Below are 20,642 nucleotides of genomic sequence, written 5' to 3'. Positions count from 1 at the left end.
GACGCTTTTCAAAAATGAGATTCTCATGAATAAATCACAACAACTGAAAGACCTATTAGTGGCTCTGCAAAGCGAGCTGGAAGTCCTTGCTCTGTGGCAAACTGAGTTACCTTCAGCCGCACAACTGGCATCTACGCAACCGTTTTGTGTCGATACGCTCAGATTTGAGCAATGGCTACAGTTTATTTTTATTCCAAGAATTTCAGCGATGATGGATGCGAAACAGCCATTACCCAGCCAGATCAGTCTGTGCCCGATGGCCGAAGAATCCTTCAAAAGTCACGGTGAGAAAGCAGCAAAGCTGATTAATACCATTGCTGATATCGACGAGCTTTTATCTGGGCAGCGTCATCAAACCTTGTTCGTACAGCCTCAGGAATTTAGATTATGAGTGCTAATTCCGCCGATGTGAATGATGTTCAGGGTGACTTAAAGGGCGAAGTTGAGGTTGAAGAGCCGGCACCGGTATTGGATATCCTTTATCAAGATGAGTATCTGGTGGCGGTAAACAAACCATCTGGATTGTTTGTCCATCGTTCATATCTTGATCGTCATGAAAAGTATTTTGCCTTGCAACTGGTTCGCGATCAGGTAGGCCAGTATGTTTATCCTTTGCATCGCCTCGACAGGCCAACTTCCGGAGTTTTGTTATTTGCATTAACTCAGGATGTAGCGCGGTTAATGGGCGAGCAATTTACGGAAAATCGCATTCAGAAAACCTATCTGTCGATGTGTCGAGGCTTTACCCCGGATAGCGGTGAAATTGATTATCCATTAAAGGAAAAACTGGATAAGCTCGGAGATAAATATGTTAGTGAAGATAAACCCGCTCAGGAAGCGGTCAGCCATTTTCAGACATTAGCTCAGGCAAGTTTGCCAATCCCTGTTGGCAAGTTCCCTACGGTTCGTTATTCCTTGGTAAAGCTCAAACCAAAAACCGGCAGACGCCATCAGTTACGTCGTCATATGGCGCATTTACGTCATCCTATGCTTGGTGATATCAATTATGGTGACAACAAACAAAATCCTTTTTTTGGCGAGCATTTTGGCTTTCGACGTTTGATGCTGCACGCCTGGCAACTGGATTTTCAACATCCGATAACTGATAAGAAAGTAAATATCCGGGCACCATTGGATTCCCAGTGGCAACAGGTAATGCAATCCCTGCAATGGCAAAACCCGGATTCAAACGTTTAACAGCATCAGAAGGGGGGTAATCCACCTTCGTTAATAAGCCCCTGGCGCTTCAGCTCGGCGGTAATCGATGCATTGGTGCGCTCGAACTTACTGGCTAGGTCTTTCACCGACAAACCCTGTCGAAACTGCTCCGCCAGATTTTGTTTTAATGCTGGTGTCCAGGGCATGCCGCAATTCATTGGCAACCCCTTATCAATATTTTTCTGTTTGATTTGCTCCGGAGTCAAGCGAACACGTTTTGTTTGGTCATTGATAAAATCAACGCAGCTAAAAAGGTCGCGAATAATTTCCGGATGATTGTAAGGTGAATCTTTGGCAAACGCCTGCTTTGATATCGGGTCTACGCCCCGGGCAAGGCTGGCCAGGGTTTGCAGCGGTTTTTGAATATCCATATTCCTGTCTCCTGATTGTAAGTGGATAGGCAACGCCAAAAACCAGTCTCAGGCATTGCTTGATCCAAGTGTAGTGTAAATCGCGAAAAGCAGGCTTAATGGTAGGTGAGGGCAGTGTTTTCCTAGAGTTGCGAACTTTTTGGACCAATTCGGCCTACATTCAACCCTGCTAATCAGGAAAGCATGAATTTGTTTGAAAAAACAATCTGTAACACTTTTTATATAAGCCATAGTTATATGAAATAACTACGAGAGCTGAATAAAATCAATAATTTCACAAAAGATTCATGTTTGCATGCCTTGTGTACCTGATCAAAAGCTGTATACTGTTCGGGCAAGCTTGAAAATGCTATACGTTTTATCTCGATTTACCGTTCTAAGTAGTACAAACATCTCGACATATTAACAGATACATCGCAAAAGCTAGGAAGCTCCTAAGATGGAGCCAGTAACATTAATTTTTAAAAGTTTAGGAAATATACTATGTCTGATGTTCGCACAGGTTCAGTGAAATGGTTTAACGACGATAAAGGTTTTGGCTTTATCCAACAAGCTGAAGGTCCGGATGTTTTCGTTCACTTCCGTGCTATCCAGGGTACTGGTCGTAAGACTTTAGTTGAAGGCCAACAGGTTGAGTTTGAAGTTGTTCAAGGTCAAAAAGGTCCTCAAGCTGAAAACGTTAAAGCACTTTAAGTTTTAACTAACAGATTCGTAAAAAAGGCAGCTCAGGCTGCCTTTTTTGTTGCCTGCAGAAAATATCCGAGCCAAGCGTCAACACAGTCCATTCTATAAATAGCTTTATGCGGTTTTCTCTATCTATATATTTGTAACGCAGGATTGAACCTGCATCACCTCGATTCAGATGCTGTTTTCACCGAGTTTTCAACCCCAGGCGCCAAAACTTGAGCGTCTCGCGCCTTTATACCAATCACACTAAGTTTGTGCACAACTCAGAGTTAGGGCAGAGGTGCAGTCACAACATAGATTTTATTGATATAGTCATTCTATATATGAAATATAGAGCAGTAAATGGGCCTCTCACTAACTCCCTCCGGGTGAGTTTTAAAGGCCTTTATCCTGCGTTACTGATTTTGACAATGGAACTACCATTCTCTGCAATCAAAGCCTTGTCTAAAAGCCTTTAAATTCTCACTGAGTGAGCAATAATTTAATGTGATTGGTATTATTTGAATGAGTTTAGCAATCCAGATATCAAGCCCGATTTCGAACGGCAAGATATAAACCGGACAATGCTGCACCTGTTAAGAAACCTACAGGAGAGTAGAGTAGGGTCGCGCCGTAAACAAACATTACCCAGTAAAATCCGGCGATGGTCACGCTTTCGGCACCTTGAATAAACAAAAATTGAGTGTAGATCACGTAAATAATCAGAAACACATTGGCGAGAAAACATCCTATGAAACCGGATTGCCAGATAAATTCTTTGTTTTTGCCCGGTTTTTTATAAAGTAGCGCCAGGTAATTACTTGCCGCTAAAGGAATGATAGTAAGCACTGCTGAATAAGCAGCATCGAGGAAGTTAGGGTCTCGATAGGTAAAGCTTATCAACAAGATAACACATAGGATTTGGGTGCTGCGGGTGCAAAGGTCGGCCAGGGTCATGAAATACGAGATACATTAAAAAGAGTGCGACTCTCTCAAACTTAGCAGCAAGATGCAATTAATAAAGCCATCACCACCATAAATACCGATTCTACCGCGTCTTAACAATAACCTTTTCCTGTTGCCTTGCATGGGCATGTACTCCCAGTTTTCCAACGATGAGGTGCGCCAGACGCAATCATCCTCATCTTCTCTTGTCTAAGACCATGATTTAACGGTAATGTGTTTATATAATTAAAAAAATTTCACTTAAAGGAATGCCAATGGCTTATCAATCCTCCCTGCATCGGTTTTTACAGCATGCGCAGCAGCAACCGAATAAAACGTTTTTAAATCAACCGGTCGCGGGCAATTGGCAACAATACAGTTTTAACGATGTTGAACAGCAGGCTCGTAAAATGGCTGCAGCGATGCAAAGTCAGGGTCTGGCTGCGGGAGACCGGGTTGGCATTATTTCGAAAAACTGCGCCCATTGGTTTATCGCTGATTTGGCCATTATGATGGCTGGCATGGTTTCGGTACCTATCTATGCGACAGCAGGTGAGAAAACCATAGGCTATGTGATTGACCACAGTGACATGAAAGCCTTGTTTGTTGGTCGGCTTGATGATTATCAGCCACTTGAAAATGTTCTAAGTGCTGAACTTGTGACTATTTCTATGCCTTATCCCGATGTCAGTGGTTTTTCTGGCCCTAATAATCAGGTATGGGATGAGCTGATTCGTGCCAATGAACCTCTGCAAGATATCGCATCGCCTGAGCTTACCGACACCATGACCATTTGTTACACCTCAGGAACAACCGGTAACCCTAAAGGTGTGGTCATTACCTTTAAGAATATTGCGTCCGCCGCTCAAGGTGCCGTTGATATTATTGGCATTGGCAATGCCGGACCACAACGTGTGGTATCGTACTTGCCGTTGGCGCATATTACTGAGCGCGGTCTGATTGAAGGTATCGCCTACGAGTTACCCTTGGAAGTATTCTTTATCGACAACCTAGATACCTTTATTGATGACGTGCAACACGCTCGTCCAACCTTCTTCTTGTCTGTGCCAAGACTGTGGGTGAAATTCCAGGCGCAAATCCTCAAAGCCATGCCGCAGAAAAAGCTTAGCCTGTTATTGTCCCTGCCAATACTGGGCAATATTGTCGCCAAGAAAATTCGTACCAAGCTGGGATTGGATCAGGTTCAGGTATTTGGCTGCGGTTCAGCGCCGGTCTCAGAAGAGTTGTTACGTTGGTATCAAAAATTAGGTATGAATATCGGCGAAGGGTGGGGGATGACCGAAACCTCAGGCTTGTCCTGCGGTAATTTACCCTTTGATGAAAATCGCATCGGTACCATTGGCAAAGCGTTACCATGCGTTGAAATGAAGCTTTCTGAAGCCCAGGAAATCATGATCCGCGGAGATGCGGTTTTCGAGGACTACTATCTTGATCCGGAAAATACAGAGCAGGCCTTTACTGATGGTTGGTTCCATACTGGCGATAAGGGTGAATTGACAGCGGACGGTGATTTTAAAATTATCGGCCGAATTAAAGAGCAGTTTAAAACCGCCAAAGGCAAATATGTGGTGCCAGTACCGATTGAACGTTTATTGCTTAGCAATAGCGCGCTTGAGCAGGCCTGTGTCATCGGTTCAGGCATGAAGCAACCGATTGGTTTAGTGGTTCTCAGTGAAAATGCGCCGCAGGCACAAGCCGAGCAAACTGCTTTGCTAGAGCAATTGTTGTCGGAAGTTAATGGTCAGTTGGAAAGCCATCAGCGCCTGGATTATCTGCTGGTTTGTCAGCATTCCTGGAAACCTGAGAATGAGTTGTTAACGCCGACGCTAAAATTAAAGCGCAACGAAATTGAGCAGTATTATCTGGAAAAGCTACCAGAAACACCTCAACAAAAAATCATTTTCGAATAAAGAAAAGCCTTGCTTAAAATTGGGCCAGACGCTGCCAGAACCAAAAAGCAGCCAATGGCCCAATAAGATAAGCGGCGATAAGATAGTAATTTCTAACCGCTAAAACTTCCTCCACAGTAGAGCCAGCTGGTTTGTTTGTGGCAATTTTCTTACCTATCCAGACAAGTGCGAACAGTGCTGCGATAAACAATAATTGTCCCACTTCGATGCCGAGATTAAAGAACAGTAAGCTTATCAACCTGTCATTCTCAGGTAACCCAATGTCAGCCAGTACTGATGCAAATCCAAAGCCATGCAGCAAGCCGAAACTAATGGCAACAATGGCCGGGTAGCGCCAGGTGAGGGTGGTATTTTTTTCTCTTGTTAACTCGACGGCCAAAAACATGATAGACAGGGCAATGATAGCCTCAATGGGAAGGATGTTTACGCGAATAACATCAAGGCTTGCCAGCCCTAAGGTGACGGAATGGGCCAGGGTAAAACCTGTGATTGTCCAAAACAGCTTTTTCCAGCCTCTGGCAAAGAAAACCAGACAGCCGATAAATAGCAGGTGATCGATACCGAGCCAGATATGTTTAACGCCCAAGGTTCCATAGGCCAGCCAGGTCTTATCGGAAACATTGTCGTTAAATAACCCAAAGGATTGTTGTTCCGGTCCAAGAAGAATGGTTCGTTTTTCCTTATCGAGCAACTGCACGTCGATTAGCGTGCTTACCGATGGGTTGGCGATAGGATAGATAACGGAAAACTGGTGATCAGCAGTGAGCCCTTGGCAACGAATTGATACCTGCTTTATCCCAACCTGAATGGAGGATGATTTTGCAACGTTTGGTGTACAGACATCTGGTATTTGTATTTTCGGTTGATTATCCCAGGTAATGCTTAATGGGGTTCGCCAGGTAAGGGTATAGGTATTTGCCTCTTCCTGAATAATCTTTATATACAGCGGGCGCGATTCATGGGCAAAAGCCGGGTTACCTGTGCTAAACCAAAGTATCGAGATCACCAGCAAAAGCGAGCAAAATTGTTTGAAATATAACATCAGCTGCGCAATGTTTGTAAAGATTTTCACAGGTCGAGTTTAACCTCGTATTGCGCCACAACATCATTTAGAGATTGTTGTTTTTGTTGTTGCTGAATGTCGCGTAAATAGTCTTCTGCAACCTTATCTTTCACTTCGGTAAATTCCGGATACTTCGCTGGCTGGCGGTTATATACCTTTACCACGTGCCAGCCATAAGGTGATTCGAACGGGCCTTGCCATACAGCTTCATTGATTGTGGTTTGGGTAAACAATTGCTCTGCAAATGCATCCCCGAAGTGACTACTAATCAAAGATTGAGGGCGCTCGGCGTAATGACGGTTATAGAGAAATAAGTCTTGTTTGACAGCGGTTAAACCGGCATCACCATTGTTTAAATGATCCAGAGCTTGCAGCGCCCGTTGCTGCGCCGGTAATGAAACATCGGTGTTTTGGTGGGAGAAAAATTGATGGGAAAAGGTGATGTAATCCGGTTGCAGGTAGTTTTTCTGATTGCCATTGAAATAGTTGATGAGTACCTGTTCATCCTCGGGTAATGCTGGTGCTTCAAAGTTTTCGGAAATATATTCTACTTTTTGAATCAGGCGTTTTTTGATGATGTAATCATTTTTGTCCAGGTTCAGTGCTAATGCCTGGCGATACAAAGCTTCTTCACGCACATACTCATCAATTAAGCGTTGCAATTGGTCATCTGGAAGGTTGGCCAGGTTTTGTTCAGCCTGATTGGCATTGAAGGCCTGGTAGCGATACTGCATAAAAGTAAGCAGGTTACCTTTGTCGATAACAATGGTTTCGGAGTCATCTTCGCTAAACGCTGAGTAGGCCCAGTAAATGAGGCCTCCCAGTAACAGAAAATGGAATAGGGGTTCACGAAGTAGTCTCACTATCATCTGCCTTATTATTGTCTCGATGAATTCCAGGCCGGACCATGGTTTTGTCTATGTGTCCAGCAAGTGTGTGTGTCGTGCTTACAGCTTAAATAGCGATTACGTTAATTTAAATTTAGCGGTTATTCCGGGGTGTACCATATAGGCGAACTGTAAGCCCGTTCCTGAATAACCGCATCGTATTCCTCCGGGTGTTCTTTGCCCAGCGCGATAGAGTCATACAAGGTATGGCGCGGTGTTGGGATTTGTAGAACCCGGACATAGTAAAAAGCCCGCTCTTTAGGGTCGAAGTCTTTATCTTCCCAAACCGCCGTTAGTTGTTCGGTGCCAATATCATTGGTATACAAGCCAGTTTCCATATCGACCGTGTTACCCACCGCATCGATGCTGCCATCACTAGCCATTTTCCGGTCACCTGACCAGACAATGTTATACACCTTTTCCTGGGCTTTACCGGAGTCATCAACCCAGCCTTTTACCACCTGTACCCGATCAAGGTTGGCATCGACTGGATCTTTTACCGCTTGAATCAATAATTGCGGTTTGTCGCGCTTACCTGCTGGCGGTAAATCACTGCCCATGGGTACGCCTTTGTCATAGCCGATATTGGCAAGGTCGGCGGATTCTGCATCTTTGTCTTTAAACTCATACCCTGCAAAAACGCGAAGTTTTATGCGCGGCCCTGAGGTGCCATAAACTTCTTTACGTTTAAACGCATCAACAATGGCTTCACGGGTATTTTCTTTGGCCCAGACTGCAGCCAAGCCAGACGCTGACATATCCCAACCGGTAACACCGGGGGCACCTTCTAAATCCTTACCTTCAGGCTTTGAATCTAAGGAAAATTTACCCCAGAAGTTATCTTCTTCGGCACTGGCAAGGCCGGTATGGGCATCGGTTGAACCTACCACTCCGGCTTTGTATGGGTTAACACCAACTTTCTGCTCGATTTCCATTCCTCGCATTAAAGCGGTTCTCACATAATTGGCGGCTTCATCCATTTCGCCATGATCTTCTTCTTCGCCATCACCGGTTTTAATCAAATGCTCATAGGTTTCAAAATCGGCAAATTCATCGCCAGGAGATAACGTGCCTTTGGTTTCTGAATCGCCTTTGATTTGGGTAATTTCAATAACAGGCTCCCAGCGCATCCGGGTTTTCGCATATTCGGCCGTAATGGCATTGCCGTCACTGTCGACGTTCTGGAACATCAGACCGTTGGAGATATTCGAGCCATGGGGAATGGCAACGAAATTAGCGCCGGTTTCCTCAGCGGTTTTTTCCAGCCAATTCCATAAATCTTCGGGGCGATCACTTTCAAAGGCGCTGTATGGGGTAAATTGTCCTGCGACATCGCCGCCTTCAGGCATAAACACCACACGGTGGAGGTTGGCACCGTTTGGCAATGAACTCCATTCCCAGCCGATTAACGTAGTGAATTTTCCCGGTTCATTATGTTTTTCCGCAGCTTCGTATATCTGCTTCCAGACCGTATCCCTAACTCGCTGGCTGTGCAGCTCTTTATTTGGTTTCGATGCATTTACATCACCAATGAGCTCGAAGAAAACATCCGTGCCTTTACCGTTTTTGATCATTTCAATGTAGCGCGCACCGGTTTTGGTATTGGCCAGCTCCTCATCGCCATCCCAGAGCATCTTAGGTACTCCGGCATATTCGGCATGATCGGTAACGGCGAGAAAATCTAATGGCGTATGCAAGCGAACTTTTGCCCGGGTATCGTCTGACATTACGGGCATGCCCTTGGCAAAGCGATAGGCGGTATCCGGATCTACGTTGGTGTTTTTATTCACATACGCATCAGGGGATAAGTTGGTATGTAAATGGGTGTCGCCCCAGAGCAATACGGTGGGCCCATCTTGAGTTTCATCGGCTAAGGTATGCATCGATGTGGACAATGCGAGCAGGGCGAGGGTGGAAGTCAGTTTTTTCATAACGCACCAGATATTCAGTGGTTAAGTCGCGTAATCCTAAGAGCAACGTTTATCCCCATCATCCGGACTTTGGGAATCATAGATTTACCGCAAATTTTGTCAGTAATGGTGAAATTCACCGTTTATTAAAAAGTAATGCAACTGGCTGATTTTTCCAGTTTTCGGCTTAATTAAGTATTACGATTCTGGAGGGGCTGGGATTGATTTATAAACTATAAATTTGATCTGATTTTTAATAATTCACCCTTTTGCAGAATCTTTAAGATGACATGTATTGGAGTTCAATAGCCAAACGCAACGTTTCTACCATCTTAATTCAAGTGTTAGTCGCAGCGCTCTTGGCTCGATAGGGTGAAAATGGATATCTTCAACGCCATCGGTTTCCGACGCTAATCTTGATTCGTAGAAGTAGTCTATATCATGGTAATTGCTGTCTGCCAGATTCAATATATCGAGTGTTGCTCGCCAATCAGATCGTTGATAGCCGAGACGAAGATTAACAATGCTGGTTGCGTCCGATGTAACGGAGTCATCTTCTATCAGCGGGCGTTTACCGAAATATCGATACCGAAGGCTTGCAAACCAGGTATCGTTAAAATCGAGGTTCAGACCTGCTTGCACTACATCACGTACAGTGCCCGGGATACGATTGCCTTCAGGTTCATCACCCTGAAATTTGGCGTCCGTATTGGCATATTCAATGTCGACACTAACTATCTCGTTAAATTGATAGTATGCGGCTAACTCAATACCTATGCGTTCAGAAGGGCGGGAGGCTTCGGTATTACCGGCATCACCAACAAACAATAATTCACTATCAAGCTTTAAAGACCACAGTGCCGCTGACACATTCCATGTATTAGCGCTGAATCCTCGAATGCCAAATTCATAACCGGTCGAGCGAACCAATGGATCAACCCGGTCGGCGTCCTCCCCAGTTAATGGGTCTATGGTAATCGTCGTTCCCCTGGCATCGTTCGAATGAAACCCTTGCCCGGCTGACACATAAGCCTCCCAGGAATCATTAATCCAATAAACCAGATTACCTTTCAGTGACAGTAAATCATCATCAGCTTTTCCAGAGTTGTCGTTGAGATCTATACCAAAGCGATTGATACCTGCCAGATTATCTACATCAAAATCCAGGCTGTCGTAACGAGCGCCAATAACCGTGCTGATGCGGTCGCTCCATTCGATGCGATTTTCCCAATATGCGCTAATACTATGCTGAGTTACTTCATCGCTGCGGGTGACACCAAGGCGCTGGCGTTGCCGGGTTTGATAAAGACTTACTTCCTGAATGTCATCGACCCGAAACTCGAATCCTAAGCGATTATTCATTGCCATCTTAGCGAAGGAAGAGGCCAGTGAATATTGCAAATGGCCACCGTAGATATTGCGATTATCCACCTGTTCAAATTGATCGCCGTTTTGCTCATCATCGAGAAAATAGGTGAAATTGGACCAAAGATTTAACTGATAATCGATGACATAGGCTGAGGCTTGCCATGAGTCACTGTTAAAAGTTGCATTGATGCTGTAGCGACTCGATTCGCCACCAACATACTTATCAATGGAACCAAATTCACTGAGCAAACCTTGCGCAACCGCTCGTGATGGAATTTGGTCGGCACTGTTCCAGGCATTGTCATAGCCCATAACGGCAACACTGAACTGACCTTGTTCAACAGGTCGAGTATGTTTTAGTAGCAGGTTGGTTTTTCCCACATCTTCGTTTATATCATCCCAGGGTCCATCGTAGTGTTGACGCTCTGCAGCGAAAAGGGTACTGCCACCAACAAATTGTGCATCCATCATCAATAAGGCCCGTTGAAAGCCGTTTTCACCAAGACCGATACTGAGCAGATCATTTTCAAGACGCTCAGAGGTTTCGATAGCGACGCCTCCAGCACCACTAAAATCACCGATATCAGCATAGTAGGAACCTTTTCGATAACGCATTTTACCGACGGCTTCGGGGATCAGAAAGCTGAGGTCGGTATAACCCTGTCCATGCCCATGGCTGCGCATATTAACGGGCATGCCATCAACATAGGTGGCAAAATCGGTACCATGATCAAGGTTAAAGCCGCGAAGAAAATATTGATTCGCCTTACCACTGCCACTGTGTTGAGTAACGACCATACCGGGAATGAATTCCAATATCTCGCCAGTTCTGGAAATCGGTCTGATGCTAATTTCTGACTGTCCGATAACGCCCTCTGATGCGGAAAGGGCACCACCAATCAAATTCACCTGATTACCCTCAACAACGATTGTTTCCAGAGCCTTGCTTTCAAGAGCGCTGTTTTCGAGAGCAGCGGTTTCGATAGTAGCGGATTCAACCGCATTAGCTTCGCCTACATCTTCCTGGGCCAAGACCTGATTGGCGTAGATGGGTAACAATAGGCAGGTAAGTATTCGAAACATATCGTCCTTGATCATCAATATGTGCTAGGAGAATTAGATAAAAAGCTAATGTATTTATGTGCTTAGCTAAAACGATAGCACAGATTTAAAATTTACCATTCTTTCAGGAAGGAAAATGTTCAGGGAGTTTCGAGATTGGATCGAATAGGGAAAGGTTGGTGGTGCAGCGAATTTAACCGCTTGGTTTAATTTACAGATTAACGTTGAGATACAAAAAAGCGCCTTGTCGGCGCTTTTTCTAACAGTAATATGCTTTATACGTTAAAGCGGAAGTGAACGACATCGCCATCTTTAACGCGATAGTCTTTACCTTCCAGGCGCCATTTACCCGCTTCTTTTGCGCCGGCTTCGCCATTACATTCAACGTAGTCGTCGTAACCAACAACCTCAGCGCGGATAAAGCCTTTTTCAAAGTCAGTGTGAATAACACCGGCAGCTTGTGGCGCTGTAGCGTCAACTTTTACCGTCCAGGCACGCACTTCTTTAACACCTGCGGTGAAGTAGGTCTGAAGATGAAGTAAGCTATAACCCGAGTTAATTACTCGGTTAAGACCTGGCTCGGTTAAGCCCATTTCTGCCATGAATTCAACGCGGTCTTCTTCGTCCATCTCAGCCAATTCGCCTTCGATTTCCGCACAAACCGGAACCACAACCGCATCTTCTTTCTCGGCGATTTCGCGAACCTGATCAAGATAAGGATTGTTCTCAAAACCATCGTCATTAACGTTGGCAATGTACATGGTTGGTTTTGCAGTTAAGAAGTTAAGGTATTGAACGGCCGCTTTTTCTTCTTTGCTCAATTCTAATGAACGGATCATTTCACCCTGTTCAACGTGAGCAAGAATTTTTTCCAGTACCGGGATTTCAAACTTAGCGTCTTTATCACCGCCTTTCGCACGCTTTGCCTGGCGTTGAATCGCACGCTCAGCGGTTTCCATGTCGGCAAGGGCTAGTTCGGTATTGATAACATCAATATCTTCAGCAGGGTTTACTTTACCCGCTACGTGCACGATGTTGTCGTTTTCAAAACAACGAACTACGTGTCCAATTGCATCGGTTTCACGAATGTTAGCCAGGAACTTGTTACCCAGACCTTCACCTTTCGATGCACCGGCAACTAAACCGGCGATGTCCACGAACTCCATGGTGGTGGCAATAACACGCTCTGGACTCACGATTTCTGCAAGTTTGTCCAGACGAGGATCTGGAACCGGAACCACACCTGTGTTTGGTTCAATAGTACAAAACGGAAAGTTCGCAGCTTCGATGCCCGCTTTGGTTAGTGCGTTAAACAGGGTAGATTTACCGACGTTTGGTAATCCGACAATACCGCATTTAAATCCCATGATAAGTTCCTGTAGATAATCAGTTTGTTGCTTTGAACGTATGAAGTCGGTTCTGCGCTTTTTTCAAATCCAGCTCTTGCCAGATAGAAAAACAACGGCTGGCTTCGTCCACAGCCTGGTCTAACAGACCTTGTTCGCTTTGTGGAGCTTTGCCCAAAACAAAACCGGTAACCCGGTCTCTGTGGCCCGGATGACCAATGCCAATCCGTAACCGATAAAAATCTTTATTGTTCGCCATACGCGCAATAATATCGCGCAAGCCATTATGGCCGCCGTGTCCGCCACCTTTCTTAATTTTTACCACGCCAGGATCTAAGTCCAGTTCATCGTGCGCAACCAATATCTCTTCCACGGGAATTTTGAAAAAATTAGCCAGAGACGCGACGGATTGACCGCTACGATTCATAAATGTGGTTGGGATTAACAGGTGCACCAATTGATTGGCGATCATACCTTTGCCGTAAAGGCCAAAGTATTTAGTGTTCGGGGACAGGGTGATGTTGTGCATGCGGGCGAGTTCTTCGACGAACCAGACACCAGCATTATGGCGAGTCTTTGCGTATTCGGGGCCTGGATTACCCAGGCCCACAACCAATTGAATATTAGTCGTCAAGGAGATTCCTCAGCGATTATTCTTCAGTGGTTTCTTCGCTGTCTGCTTCTTCATCAGCAGCACCATTGTCATCGCTGCCGCCTTTAGGAGCGCTAGCAGTAACAACAGCCTGATCGTGGTCTTCACCTTTAGCCAACTCAACAGAAGTCACGCCTTTAGGAAGAGCGATGTCTGATAAGTGGATAGTTTGACCGATCTCAAGATCTTTGATGTCTACTTCGATGAACTCAGGAAGGTCAGCTGGTAAACAAGATACTTCGATTTCGTTTGCAGAGTGAGCGATTACCGCGCCAGTCTTAGCAGCAATTTCTTCGTTTAGGAAGTGAATTGGAACTAGAGTCTGAAGTTCTTTCTTGGCATCAACACGTAGGAAATCCATGTGCATGATTTGTGGCTTGAACGGGTGACGTTGCATGTCTTTGATTACAACTTCAACAGCTTCTTTACCAATGTTTAAAGTAAGAACGTGAGAGTAAAACGCTTCTTCTTCCTGTGCACGGAAAACTTTGTTGTGCGCAAGAGTGATAGATACTGGCTCTTGGCCTGCACCGTAAACGATAGCTGGAACTTTGTTCGCATGACGTAGGCGGCGGCTCGCACCTTTCCCCAGGTCAGTACGTACTTCAGCATCTAATGTGAATAAATCCATAGTAATGTACTCAATTTAAAGTAAAACTTAATTATTTTTCGCGACCAAAAAATAATCTCTAAACCCTTCGAAGAGGGATCTTTTTAACGCTGAGAACAACCCATTGCTAAAAAGGCGCGGCATAATAACACTTTGTTAAGTATTTTCACACCCTTAAAAATTAAAAAGTGCACGATTGTGCACTTTTTTCTGGCAATACTAAGCAAGCCGTCGAAATTAACGATTACTTACTTTGTTTAGGCTTTAAACATCGCCGAGATTGACTCTTCGTTACTTACGCGGCGAATGGCTTCCGAAAGCATGCCGGCAAGGCTTAACTGGCGAACTTTATCCAGTTTTTGAATCTCAGGTTTTAATGGAATAGAGTCGGTAACGATCATTTCATCAATTTCTGAATTAGCGATATTGTCAGCCGCATTACCCGATAGGATTGGGTGAGTAGCATAAGCAAATACGCGACGAGCGCCATGCTCTTTAAGGGCTGCAGCGGCTTTACATAAGGTACCACCGGTATCAATCATGTCATCAACGATGATACAGTCACGACCTTCAACGTCACCAATAATGTGCATGACCTGAGACACGTTGGCTTTTGGACGACGTTTATCAATGATGGCTAAGTCTGTGTCATCAAGAAGCTTAGCAACGGCGCGGGCACGAACGACACCACCGATATCCGGAGAAACCACAACTGGGTTTTCCAAATCTTTATTCAGCATATCTTCAAGCAGGATCGGTGAACCAAATACGTTATCTACTGGTACATCGAAGAAGCCCTGAATCTGTTCCGCGTGTAAATCAACGGTAAGAACACGGTCTACACCAACGCTGGAAAGGAAATCGGCAACCACTTTAGCGGTAATAGGAACACGGGCACTACGAACACGACGATCCTGACGAGCATAACCGAAGTAAGGCATTACAGCGGTGATACGGCCAGCGGAAGCTCGACGTAAGGCGTCAACCATTACGATAAGTTCCATCAAGTTGTTGTTGGTAGGGGCACAAGTAGATTGGATAATAAACACGTCCGCGCCACGAACGTTCTCGGTAATTTCAACGCTGATTTCGCCATCACTGAAACTGCCAACTTTTGCATCACCCAATCCGATATAAAGGCGATCTGCAATTTTCTTAGCCAGTTCAGGGGTGGCATTACCCGCAAAGATCTTCATGTCAGGCACTGTCTGTTCCTCAGAAACTTAGACATCATTAATGTTAGTACATTAAAATCAAGTTTTAATGTGGTATCACACCCAAGTAATTTTGAAAACAAAATTACCCGATGCGGTTATTTATCCAGACGCTATGTCTGGTAAATTTGGCTGGGGTACGAGGATTTGAACCTCGGAATGACGGGATCAAAACCCGCTGCCTTACCGCTTGGCTATACCCCAAAAATTCTCTACGTTACCCGTTCCAATTCAGCCAGAACCGGTGAACGATTTAACCCTTTGGCAATAAAAGACTGCACATTTTCGGGCAGTTTCGACTGTACCTGTTGTGCATCTTCCAAAGAGGTAAAATTGGAAAAAATACAACCACCTGTACCGGTCAGTCGAGACGGGGCGTATTCTAACAATCTCGTGATTAAGTTGGCAACCTCAGGATACAGGTTCGAAACTAAATTTTCGCAATCGTTGTGACAGGCCTGTAAATCCAGATTGACTCTATGTTGTTCACTCAGCTTTGCGGTATTTCTCGGTAAATCCGGATGCTGAAAAATCGTTGCCGTAGAAATATGACAAGAAGGTACAGTGATTAAAAACACCGGGCAATCGATATCCACCGGAGTAATAATTTCTCCTACACCTTCGGCAAACGCAGTATGTCCATGGATAAATATTGGTACATCGGCACCTAAGGCAAGGCCTATATCGGCAAGGGTTTGGGTATCGAGATTAAGTTTCCAGATTTTGTTTAATGCCAATAACGTTGTTGCTGCATTGGACGAACCACCGCCGAGGCCGCCGCCCATCGGCAGCTGCTTATCTAAGGTAATGTCCACACCTAAAGACGGTATGTCGATTAATTGCTTTTCGGCAAAACCTCTTAGGGCAATCGCGGCTTTGTAAATCAGATTTGATGTGAGTGGCACGCCTGGAATGTCAGGGGTCAGCGTAATGCTGTTATCGTCTCTTTTTGAAAAGCTAAGAGTATCTCCGTAATCTATGAACTGAAATACCGATTCCAGCTCATGATAGCCGTCAGAACGACGGTTGGTGATATGCAAAAAACGATTTATTTTTGCCGGGGAAGAAAATGAATAAGTCTTTATTTTTGAGTTCATTGTCATCGTTAACGTTAATCAGCTTTTACTGAAAGAAGCTGGAGCGCTCTAACGTCCAGTCGGAAATTGCCAGTTTGATGGTCAACTGACCATGTTTTAGGGTGAGCTTGCTTGGCATATAGTGCTCATCCACTTTCTCAAAAGCCTGATAGTCGATTTGCCAAAGCTCATTGCCTCTTCGGGCTTGGATACGAGCCGGAAGGCCGTTTTCGGAATTGAAGAATAACGCGTCTTGAGGCTGGGCTTTAATACCTTTGATCCAAAAAGTTAAATCTTCAACCGGCAGCTCGATACCCGAAATACCCGCCAGTAGTGCTTGTAAATTTGGCCCCGTGTAGCGTTTACCATCGATTTTTAATTCGTAACCATCGTCAATGGAATTCAGGTTAAGAATGTTGACGCCCAAAAAGGTGGTGAGATTCAATTTCACTGTGTCAGGTTCGTGGCGCCAGTATATATTGGCACTTTTACGCTCTGAGCCTTGCATAAACGCCATTTTGCCTTTTACCAGCCATTTATCGATATCCTGCATTTGTTCCTGACGCAGTTTTTGCGCAGCAACGCTTTGCGGTTCTGGTGGGCCACTGAACAGGGCACAGGCGCTTAAGGTGAAAGATAACAGCGCGGCTTGCGCAATAAGACGTCCTTGCTTTGCGCTTAGCAAAGAAGAGCGCAAAGAGTAGCGTAAAGAGGAACATAATGAGGACGGTGCCAGTGGGCGAGTCATAAAATAGTCGATTTCTGTAAAAGTGTGTATCAATAGTGGCCTATATTGCACCACATTTGTCAGGGTACTTTCAATCATCCGTTTAATTTCGTAAAATTAGCAACATTGAATGTTGTTGCGGTAATTGGTTGAAATCCAACCAGAGCCTGATATTGAATGATGTCAGCGAACGCGACACGGTAAACCTATTCTCGTTAACTAGACTGAAGCTACCAATATATGCCCATTTTTGCCGTTGGAATAAATCACAAAACAGCCCCTGTGTCTGTGCGTGAAAAAATAGCATTCAGTCCGGATAATCTTGCCCAGGCGCTGCAGGAGATGATTGGCGAATTGTCCTGCAAAGAAGCCGCTATCCTATCTACCTGTAACCGAACCGAGCTTTACTTTGTTCAGGACCAAAACGTCAATGAGGTGAAACAGCAGGTTACCCACTGGCTAGAACAATACCACCAGGTACCAGCGAGCATTATTTCTCCAACGTTATATTGGCATCACGACCAACAAGCGGTAAATCATATGATGCGTGTGGCCTGTGGCCTGGATTCGTTAATCCTGGGTGAGCCGCAAATTCTTGGACAAATGAAACAAGCTTACTCGCAGGCAAAAGCTGCGGGTTCGATGAAAATCATCATGGATCGTTTGTTTCAACGCACCTTCGGTGTTGCTAAGCAGGTCCGTACTGAAACGGAAATCGGCGCTAGTGCCGTATCCGTAGCATTCGCTGCAGTAAATCTTGCCAAACATATCTTTGGTCAGTTGCAAAAGACCAAAGTGCTATTAATCGGTGCAGGGGAAACCATCGAGCTGGTTGCCCGTCATTTGTACGATAACCAGGTTGGTAAAATCACGGTTGCTAACCGTACCGTGGCCCGCGCTGAGCAGATGGCGAAAAGCGTTGGCGCCGATGTTATAACTTTGGCGCAAATTCCGGAACACATTGGCGATGCCGATATTGTTATCTCATCAACGGGTTCAACCTTGCCGATTATTGGTAAAGGTATGATTGAAAAAGCCCTTGAGCGCCGTCGCCGTCGCCCAATCTTTATGGTGGATATCGCCGTTCCCAGGGATATCGAAGAGCAGGTTGCCGAGCTTGAGGATGTGTTCTTATATACGGTGGATGATTTACAAGGCATCGTCGCTCAGAATCTGGAAAACCGTCGCAAAGCGGCAGAGCAGGCGGAAACCATTGTTGGTAGTCAAAGTGATGATTTTATGGCTTGGTTAAGAGGGTTGAATACTCAGGATGCGGTAATCGCCTATCGTCAACAATGCATGGAGCGCCGTGATGCGTTGCTGGAAAAAGCAAAGCTGCAGCTGGCAAACAATAAAGACCCAGAACAGGTAATGCAGGAACTTGCTACCAAACTGACTAATAATTTAATGCACGCGCCGACGCGGGCAATTCAGAATGCTGCCCAGGGTGGCGAGCTGGATAAAATAATCTATCTTCACGATGTCTTTGATTTAGATAAAAAAGACTCTTAAATAACAAATTTGTGAATCCAAACTACATGAAACAATCTGTCTATCAAAAACTGGAAGTTCTGGTTGAACGCTTTGAAGAAGTTCAGGCCTTGTTGTCTGATCCGGACGTTATCTCGGATCAGGAAAAATTCCGTGCTTTATCTAAAGAGTTCTCGCAGTTAGAGGAAGTAACCAAAGTCTTTAACGATTTCAAACAGGCTCAGGATAATTTCGAAATGGCTCAGGAGATGCTAAAGGACGACGATCCGGATATGCGTGAAATGGCCCAGGAAGAATTCAAAGAAGCTAAAGAAGCCATTGAAAACCTGACCGAGCAATTACAAATCCTGTTACTGCCAAAAGATCCAAATGATGATAACAACTGTTTCGTTGAAATCCGCGCTGGTGCCGGTGGTGATGAGGCCGCGATTTTTGCCGGAGACTTGTACCGTATGTACACCCGTTATGCAGAAAAGCAGGGCTGGTCGACGGAAATTTTGAATATGAATGAAGGTGAGCACGGCGGCTATAAAGAAGTGATCGTGAAGTTCAACGGCGACAGCGTTTATGGGCAAATGAAATTTGAAAGCGGTGGTCACCGGGTGCAACGGGTTCCTGAAACCGAATCTCAGGGGCGTGTGCATACCTCAGCCTGTACTGTGGTGGTAATGCCGGAGATTCCGGAAGCCGAAGCGATTGAGATTAATAAAGCCGACTTGAAGGTGGATACCTTCCGCGCCTCTGGTGCCGGTGGTCAGCACGTTAACAAAACCGACTCTGCCATTCGTATTACTCACATTCCAACGGGTATCGTTGTCGAGTGTCAGGACCAACGTTCACAGCATAAGAACCGCGCTCAGGCAATGTCAGTGCTTCAGGCGCGTTTGCAACAGGCTGAAGATGAAAAACGTCGCAGTGAAGAGGAATCTTCCCGTCGTAACTTAGTAGCTAGTGGCGACCGTTCAGAGCGTATTCGTACCTATAACTATCCGCAGGGCCGAATGACGGATCACCGTATCAACCTTACCTTGTATCGCTTAAATGAAGTGATTGAAGGTAACCTGCAACTGGTATTAGAGCCTATCATGCAGGAAAACCAGGCGGATCAGTTAGCCGCACTTGCTGAACAAAACTAAACGGCTTTAGCAACCTTGTGAGCGCATTTCTAAAACAATTCGCTGACGCCTATCCTGCGTCAGCGTCTATTGCTCAACTTCTTAACTTCTCGCAGCAATATCTCATTTCCCAGCAGGTAAGCGATAGTGCAAAACTGGATTGCCAGTTATTGCTTGCGCATGCATTAGAAGTAAAACCAGGTTATCTGGTTACCTGGCCGGAAAAGCTGATCAGCGATTCACAGTTAAATCAATTTAGTGCCTTGATTGAACGCCGTGCTCAAGGTGAGCCAGTCGCCTTTATCCTCGGCGTTCAGGAATTCTGGTCACTACCTTTTAAAGTATCCCCCTGCACATTAATTCCAAGGCCGGATACCGAAGTGTTGGTAGAAACCGTGCTATCGGACTTTGAGAATGCGGCAGGTGTACGCATGCTGGATTTGGGTACCGGAACCGGCGCTATTGCACTTGCCATTGCCCATGAAAAGCCTAAGTGGACTATTGAGGCGGTCGATTTTAATCAAGCTGCGGTCGAACTGGCGAAATCTAATGCCGAATCGTTGAATTTGTCTCACGTTAATATTGGCCAAAGCGATTGGTTCTCTAACGTTGAAAAAGGCCAGGGATTTGAGCTAATTGTTTCTAACCCGCCTTATATTGCACCGGGCGATCCGCATTTAAGCGAAGGTGATATTCGCTTTGAGCCAGACTCGGCTTTAGTTGCCGATGAACAAGGGTTTAAAGATATTCGACATATTATTTCCACCAGTCGTGATTATCTGGCACCTGGTGGTTCTTTGTATATAGAACACGGGTTTGATCAGCAAGCGCAGATCCAGGCGATATATAAAGAGTTTGGTTACTCTGATGTTGAAACAGTACGGGATTACGGTGGTCAGCCAAGAATGACCAAAGGCAGATACCACGGCTAGCAGACGTTATAAACACAAAATGACGGATACAAAAAAGGCGCTGATATCAAAACAGCGC

At 45.2% G+C, this 20,642-nt stretch carries 19 protein-coding genes and 1 tRNA gene; 7 read left to right on the top strand and 13 right to left on the bottom strand.

Annotation, left to right across the window (positions count from 1 at the left end; all coding sequences use genetic code 11):
• The first annotated feature begins 25 nt into the window (after positions 1-25).
• Complete coding sequence (locus FNC98_RS10170) at positions 26-391, top strand: YqcC family protein (RefSeq protein ID WP_143581124.1); 366 nt, start codon at positions 26-28, stop codon at positions 389-391.
• Positions 388-1,197 carry a tRNA pseudouridine(65) synthase TruC gene (truC, locus tag FNC98_RS10165; protein WP_143581122.1) on the top strand — a complete coding sequence of 270 codons (810 nt, stop codon included), beginning with the start codon at positions 388-390 and terminating at the stop codon, positions 1,195-1,197. The genes FNC98_RS10170 and truC overlap by 4 nt, the downstream gene beginning before the upstream one ends.
• A 5-nt stretch (positions 1,198-1,202) precedes the next feature.
• Here the strand turns inward: truC and FNC98_RS10160 are convergent, their stop codons facing one another.
• Entirely contained in the window at positions 1,203-1,589 is a 387-nt protein-coding gene (locus FNC98_RS10160) for a hypothetical protein (RefSeq protein WP_143581121.1), read from the bottom strand.
• A 483-nt stretch (positions 1,590-2,072) separates the two neighbouring features.
• Between FNC98_RS10160 and FNC98_RS10155 the strand changes: the two genes are divergently transcribed.
• Positions 2,073-2,282, top strand: coding sequence for a cold-shock protein (locus FNC98_RS10155; RefSeq protein ID WP_143581120.1), 210 nt, complete (start codon positions 2,073-2,075; stop codon positions 2,280-2,282).
• 519 nt (positions 2,283-2,801) lie between these two features.
• On the opposite strand, the gene FNC98_RS10150 is transcribed toward FNC98_RS10155, so the two are convergent.
• Positions 2,802-3,212 (bottom strand): hypothetical protein, encoded by a 411-nt coding sequence (locus FNC98_RS10150; RefSeq protein ID WP_143581119.1) that lies wholly within the window; start codon positions 3,210-3,212, stop codon positions 2,802-2,804.
• Between the two features lie 263 nt (positions 3,213-3,475).
• On the opposite strand from FNC98_RS10150, the gene FNC98_RS10145 reads away from it, so the two are divergent.
• Positions 3,476-5,131: an AMP-binding protein gene (locus FNC98_RS10145; protein WP_143581118.1), complete on the top strand. Its 1,656-nt coding sequence runs from the start codon at positions 3,476-3,478 to the stop codon at positions 5,129-5,131.
• A gap of 13 nt (positions 5,132-5,144) precedes the next feature.
• On the opposite strand, the gene FNC98_RS10140 is transcribed toward FNC98_RS10145, so the two are convergent.
• The 11 genes from FNC98_RS10140 to lolB form a co-directional block, all read right to left on the bottom strand.
• Complete coding sequence (locus FNC98_RS10140) at positions 5,145-6,203, bottom strand: HupE/UreJ family protein (RefSeq protein WP_260680339.1); 1,059 nt, start codon at positions 6,201-6,203, stop codon at positions 5,145-5,147.
• A complete protein-coding gene (locus FNC98_RS10135; protein WP_185967932.1) occupies positions 6,200-7,057 on the bottom strand; it encodes a peptidyl-prolyl cis-trans isomerase in 858 nt (285 codons plus the stop codon). The genes FNC98_RS10140 and FNC98_RS10135 overlap by 4 nt, the downstream gene beginning before the upstream one ends.
• 125 nt (positions 7,058-7,182) lie before the next feature.
• Complete coding sequence (locus FNC98_RS10130; protein WP_143581116.1) at positions 7,183-9,012, bottom strand: DUF3604 domain-containing protein; 1,830 nt, start codon at positions 9,010-9,012, stop codon at positions 7,183-7,185.
• Positions 9,013-9,315: 303 nt separating this feature from the next.
• Positions 9,316-11,457 (bottom strand): TonB-dependent receptor, encoded by a 2,142-nt coding sequence (locus tag FNC98_RS10125; RefSeq protein ID WP_260680338.1) that lies wholly within the window; start codon positions 11,455-11,457, stop codon positions 9,316-9,318.
• A 239-nt stretch (positions 11,458-11,696) separates the two neighbouring features.
• Positions 11,697-12,788, bottom strand: a complete 1,092-nt coding sequence (ychF, locus tag FNC98_RS10120) for a redox-regulated ATPase YchF (protein WP_143581115.1) — start codon at positions 12,786-12,788, stop codon at positions 11,697-11,699.
• A 19-nt stretch (positions 12,789-12,807) separates the two neighbouring features.
• A complete protein-coding gene (pth, locus tag FNC98_RS10115) occupies positions 12,808-13,401 on the bottom strand; it encodes an aminoacyl-tRNA hydrolase (protein WP_143581114.1) in 594 nt (197 codons plus the stop codon).
• A 16-nt stretch (positions 13,402-13,417) separates the two neighbouring features.
• Complete coding sequence (locus FNC98_RS10110) at positions 13,418-14,050, bottom strand: 50S ribosomal protein L25/general stress protein Ctc (protein ID WP_185967931.1); 633 nt, start codon at positions 14,048-14,050, stop codon at positions 13,418-13,420.
• A 236-nt stretch (positions 14,051-14,286) separates the two neighbouring features.
• Complete coding sequence (locus tag FNC98_RS10105) at positions 14,287-15,234, bottom strand: ribose-phosphate pyrophosphokinase (protein ID WP_143581112.1); 948 nt, start codon at positions 15,232-15,234, stop codon at positions 14,287-14,289.
• A 138-nt stretch (positions 15,235-15,372) separates the two neighbouring features.
• Positions 15,373-15,447 (bottom strand) — tRNA-Gln (locus tag FNC98_RS10100).
• An 8-nt stretch (positions 15,448-15,455) separates the two neighbouring features.
• The gene (gene ispE, locus FNC98_RS10095) at positions 15,456-16,340 is read right to left on the bottom strand and encodes a 4-(cytidine 5'-diphospho)-2-C-methyl-D-erythritol kinase (protein ID WP_143581111.1); all 885 of its coding nucleotides are present in this window, start codon (positions 16,338-16,340) and stop codon (positions 15,456-15,458) included.
• A 25-nt stretch (positions 16,341-16,365) separates the two neighbouring features.
• Positions 16,366-17,067, bottom strand: coding sequence for a lipoprotein insertase outer membrane protein LolB (lolB, locus tag FNC98_RS10090; protein ID WP_185967930.1), 702 nt, complete (start codon positions 17,065-17,067; stop codon positions 16,366-16,368).
• A 219-nt stretch (positions 17,068-17,286) separates the two neighbouring features.
• On the opposite strand from lolB, the gene hemA reads away from it, so the two are divergent.
• From hemA to prmC, 3 genes are read left to right on the top strand one after another with little or no spacing between them, the layout of a single operon-like run.
• The gene (gene hemA, locus FNC98_RS10085; protein ID WP_143581109.1) at positions 17,287-18,558 is read left to right on the top strand and encodes a glutamyl-tRNA reductase; all 1,272 of its coding nucleotides are present in this window, start codon (positions 17,287-17,289) and stop codon (positions 18,556-18,558) included.
• 26 nt (positions 18,559-18,584) lie between these two features.
• The gene (gene prfA / locus FNC98_RS10080) at positions 18,585-19,673 is read left to right on the top strand and encodes a peptide chain release factor 1 (RefSeq protein ID WP_143581108.1); all 1,089 of its coding nucleotides are present in this window, start codon (positions 18,585-18,587) and stop codon (positions 19,671-19,673) included.
• A 17-nt stretch (positions 19,674-19,690) separates the two neighbouring features.
• The gene (gene prmC, locus FNC98_RS10075; protein WP_313904100.1) at positions 19,691-20,584 is read left to right on the top strand and encodes a peptide chain release factor N(5)-glutamine methyltransferase; all 894 of its coding nucleotides are present in this window, start codon (positions 19,691-19,693) and stop codon (positions 20,582-20,584) included.
• Positions 20,585-20,642 lie beyond the last annotated feature (58 nt).

Origin of the sequence: Thalassotalea sp. PS06 (assembly GCF_007197775.1) — a bacterium.
Classification (GTDB): Bacteria; Pseudomonadota; Gammaproteobacteria; order Enterobacterales; family Alteromonadaceae; genus Thalassotalea_A.
The sequence above is the reverse complement of the archived record's forward strand: the minus strand, read 5'-3'. Positions and strand labels throughout refer to the sequence as shown.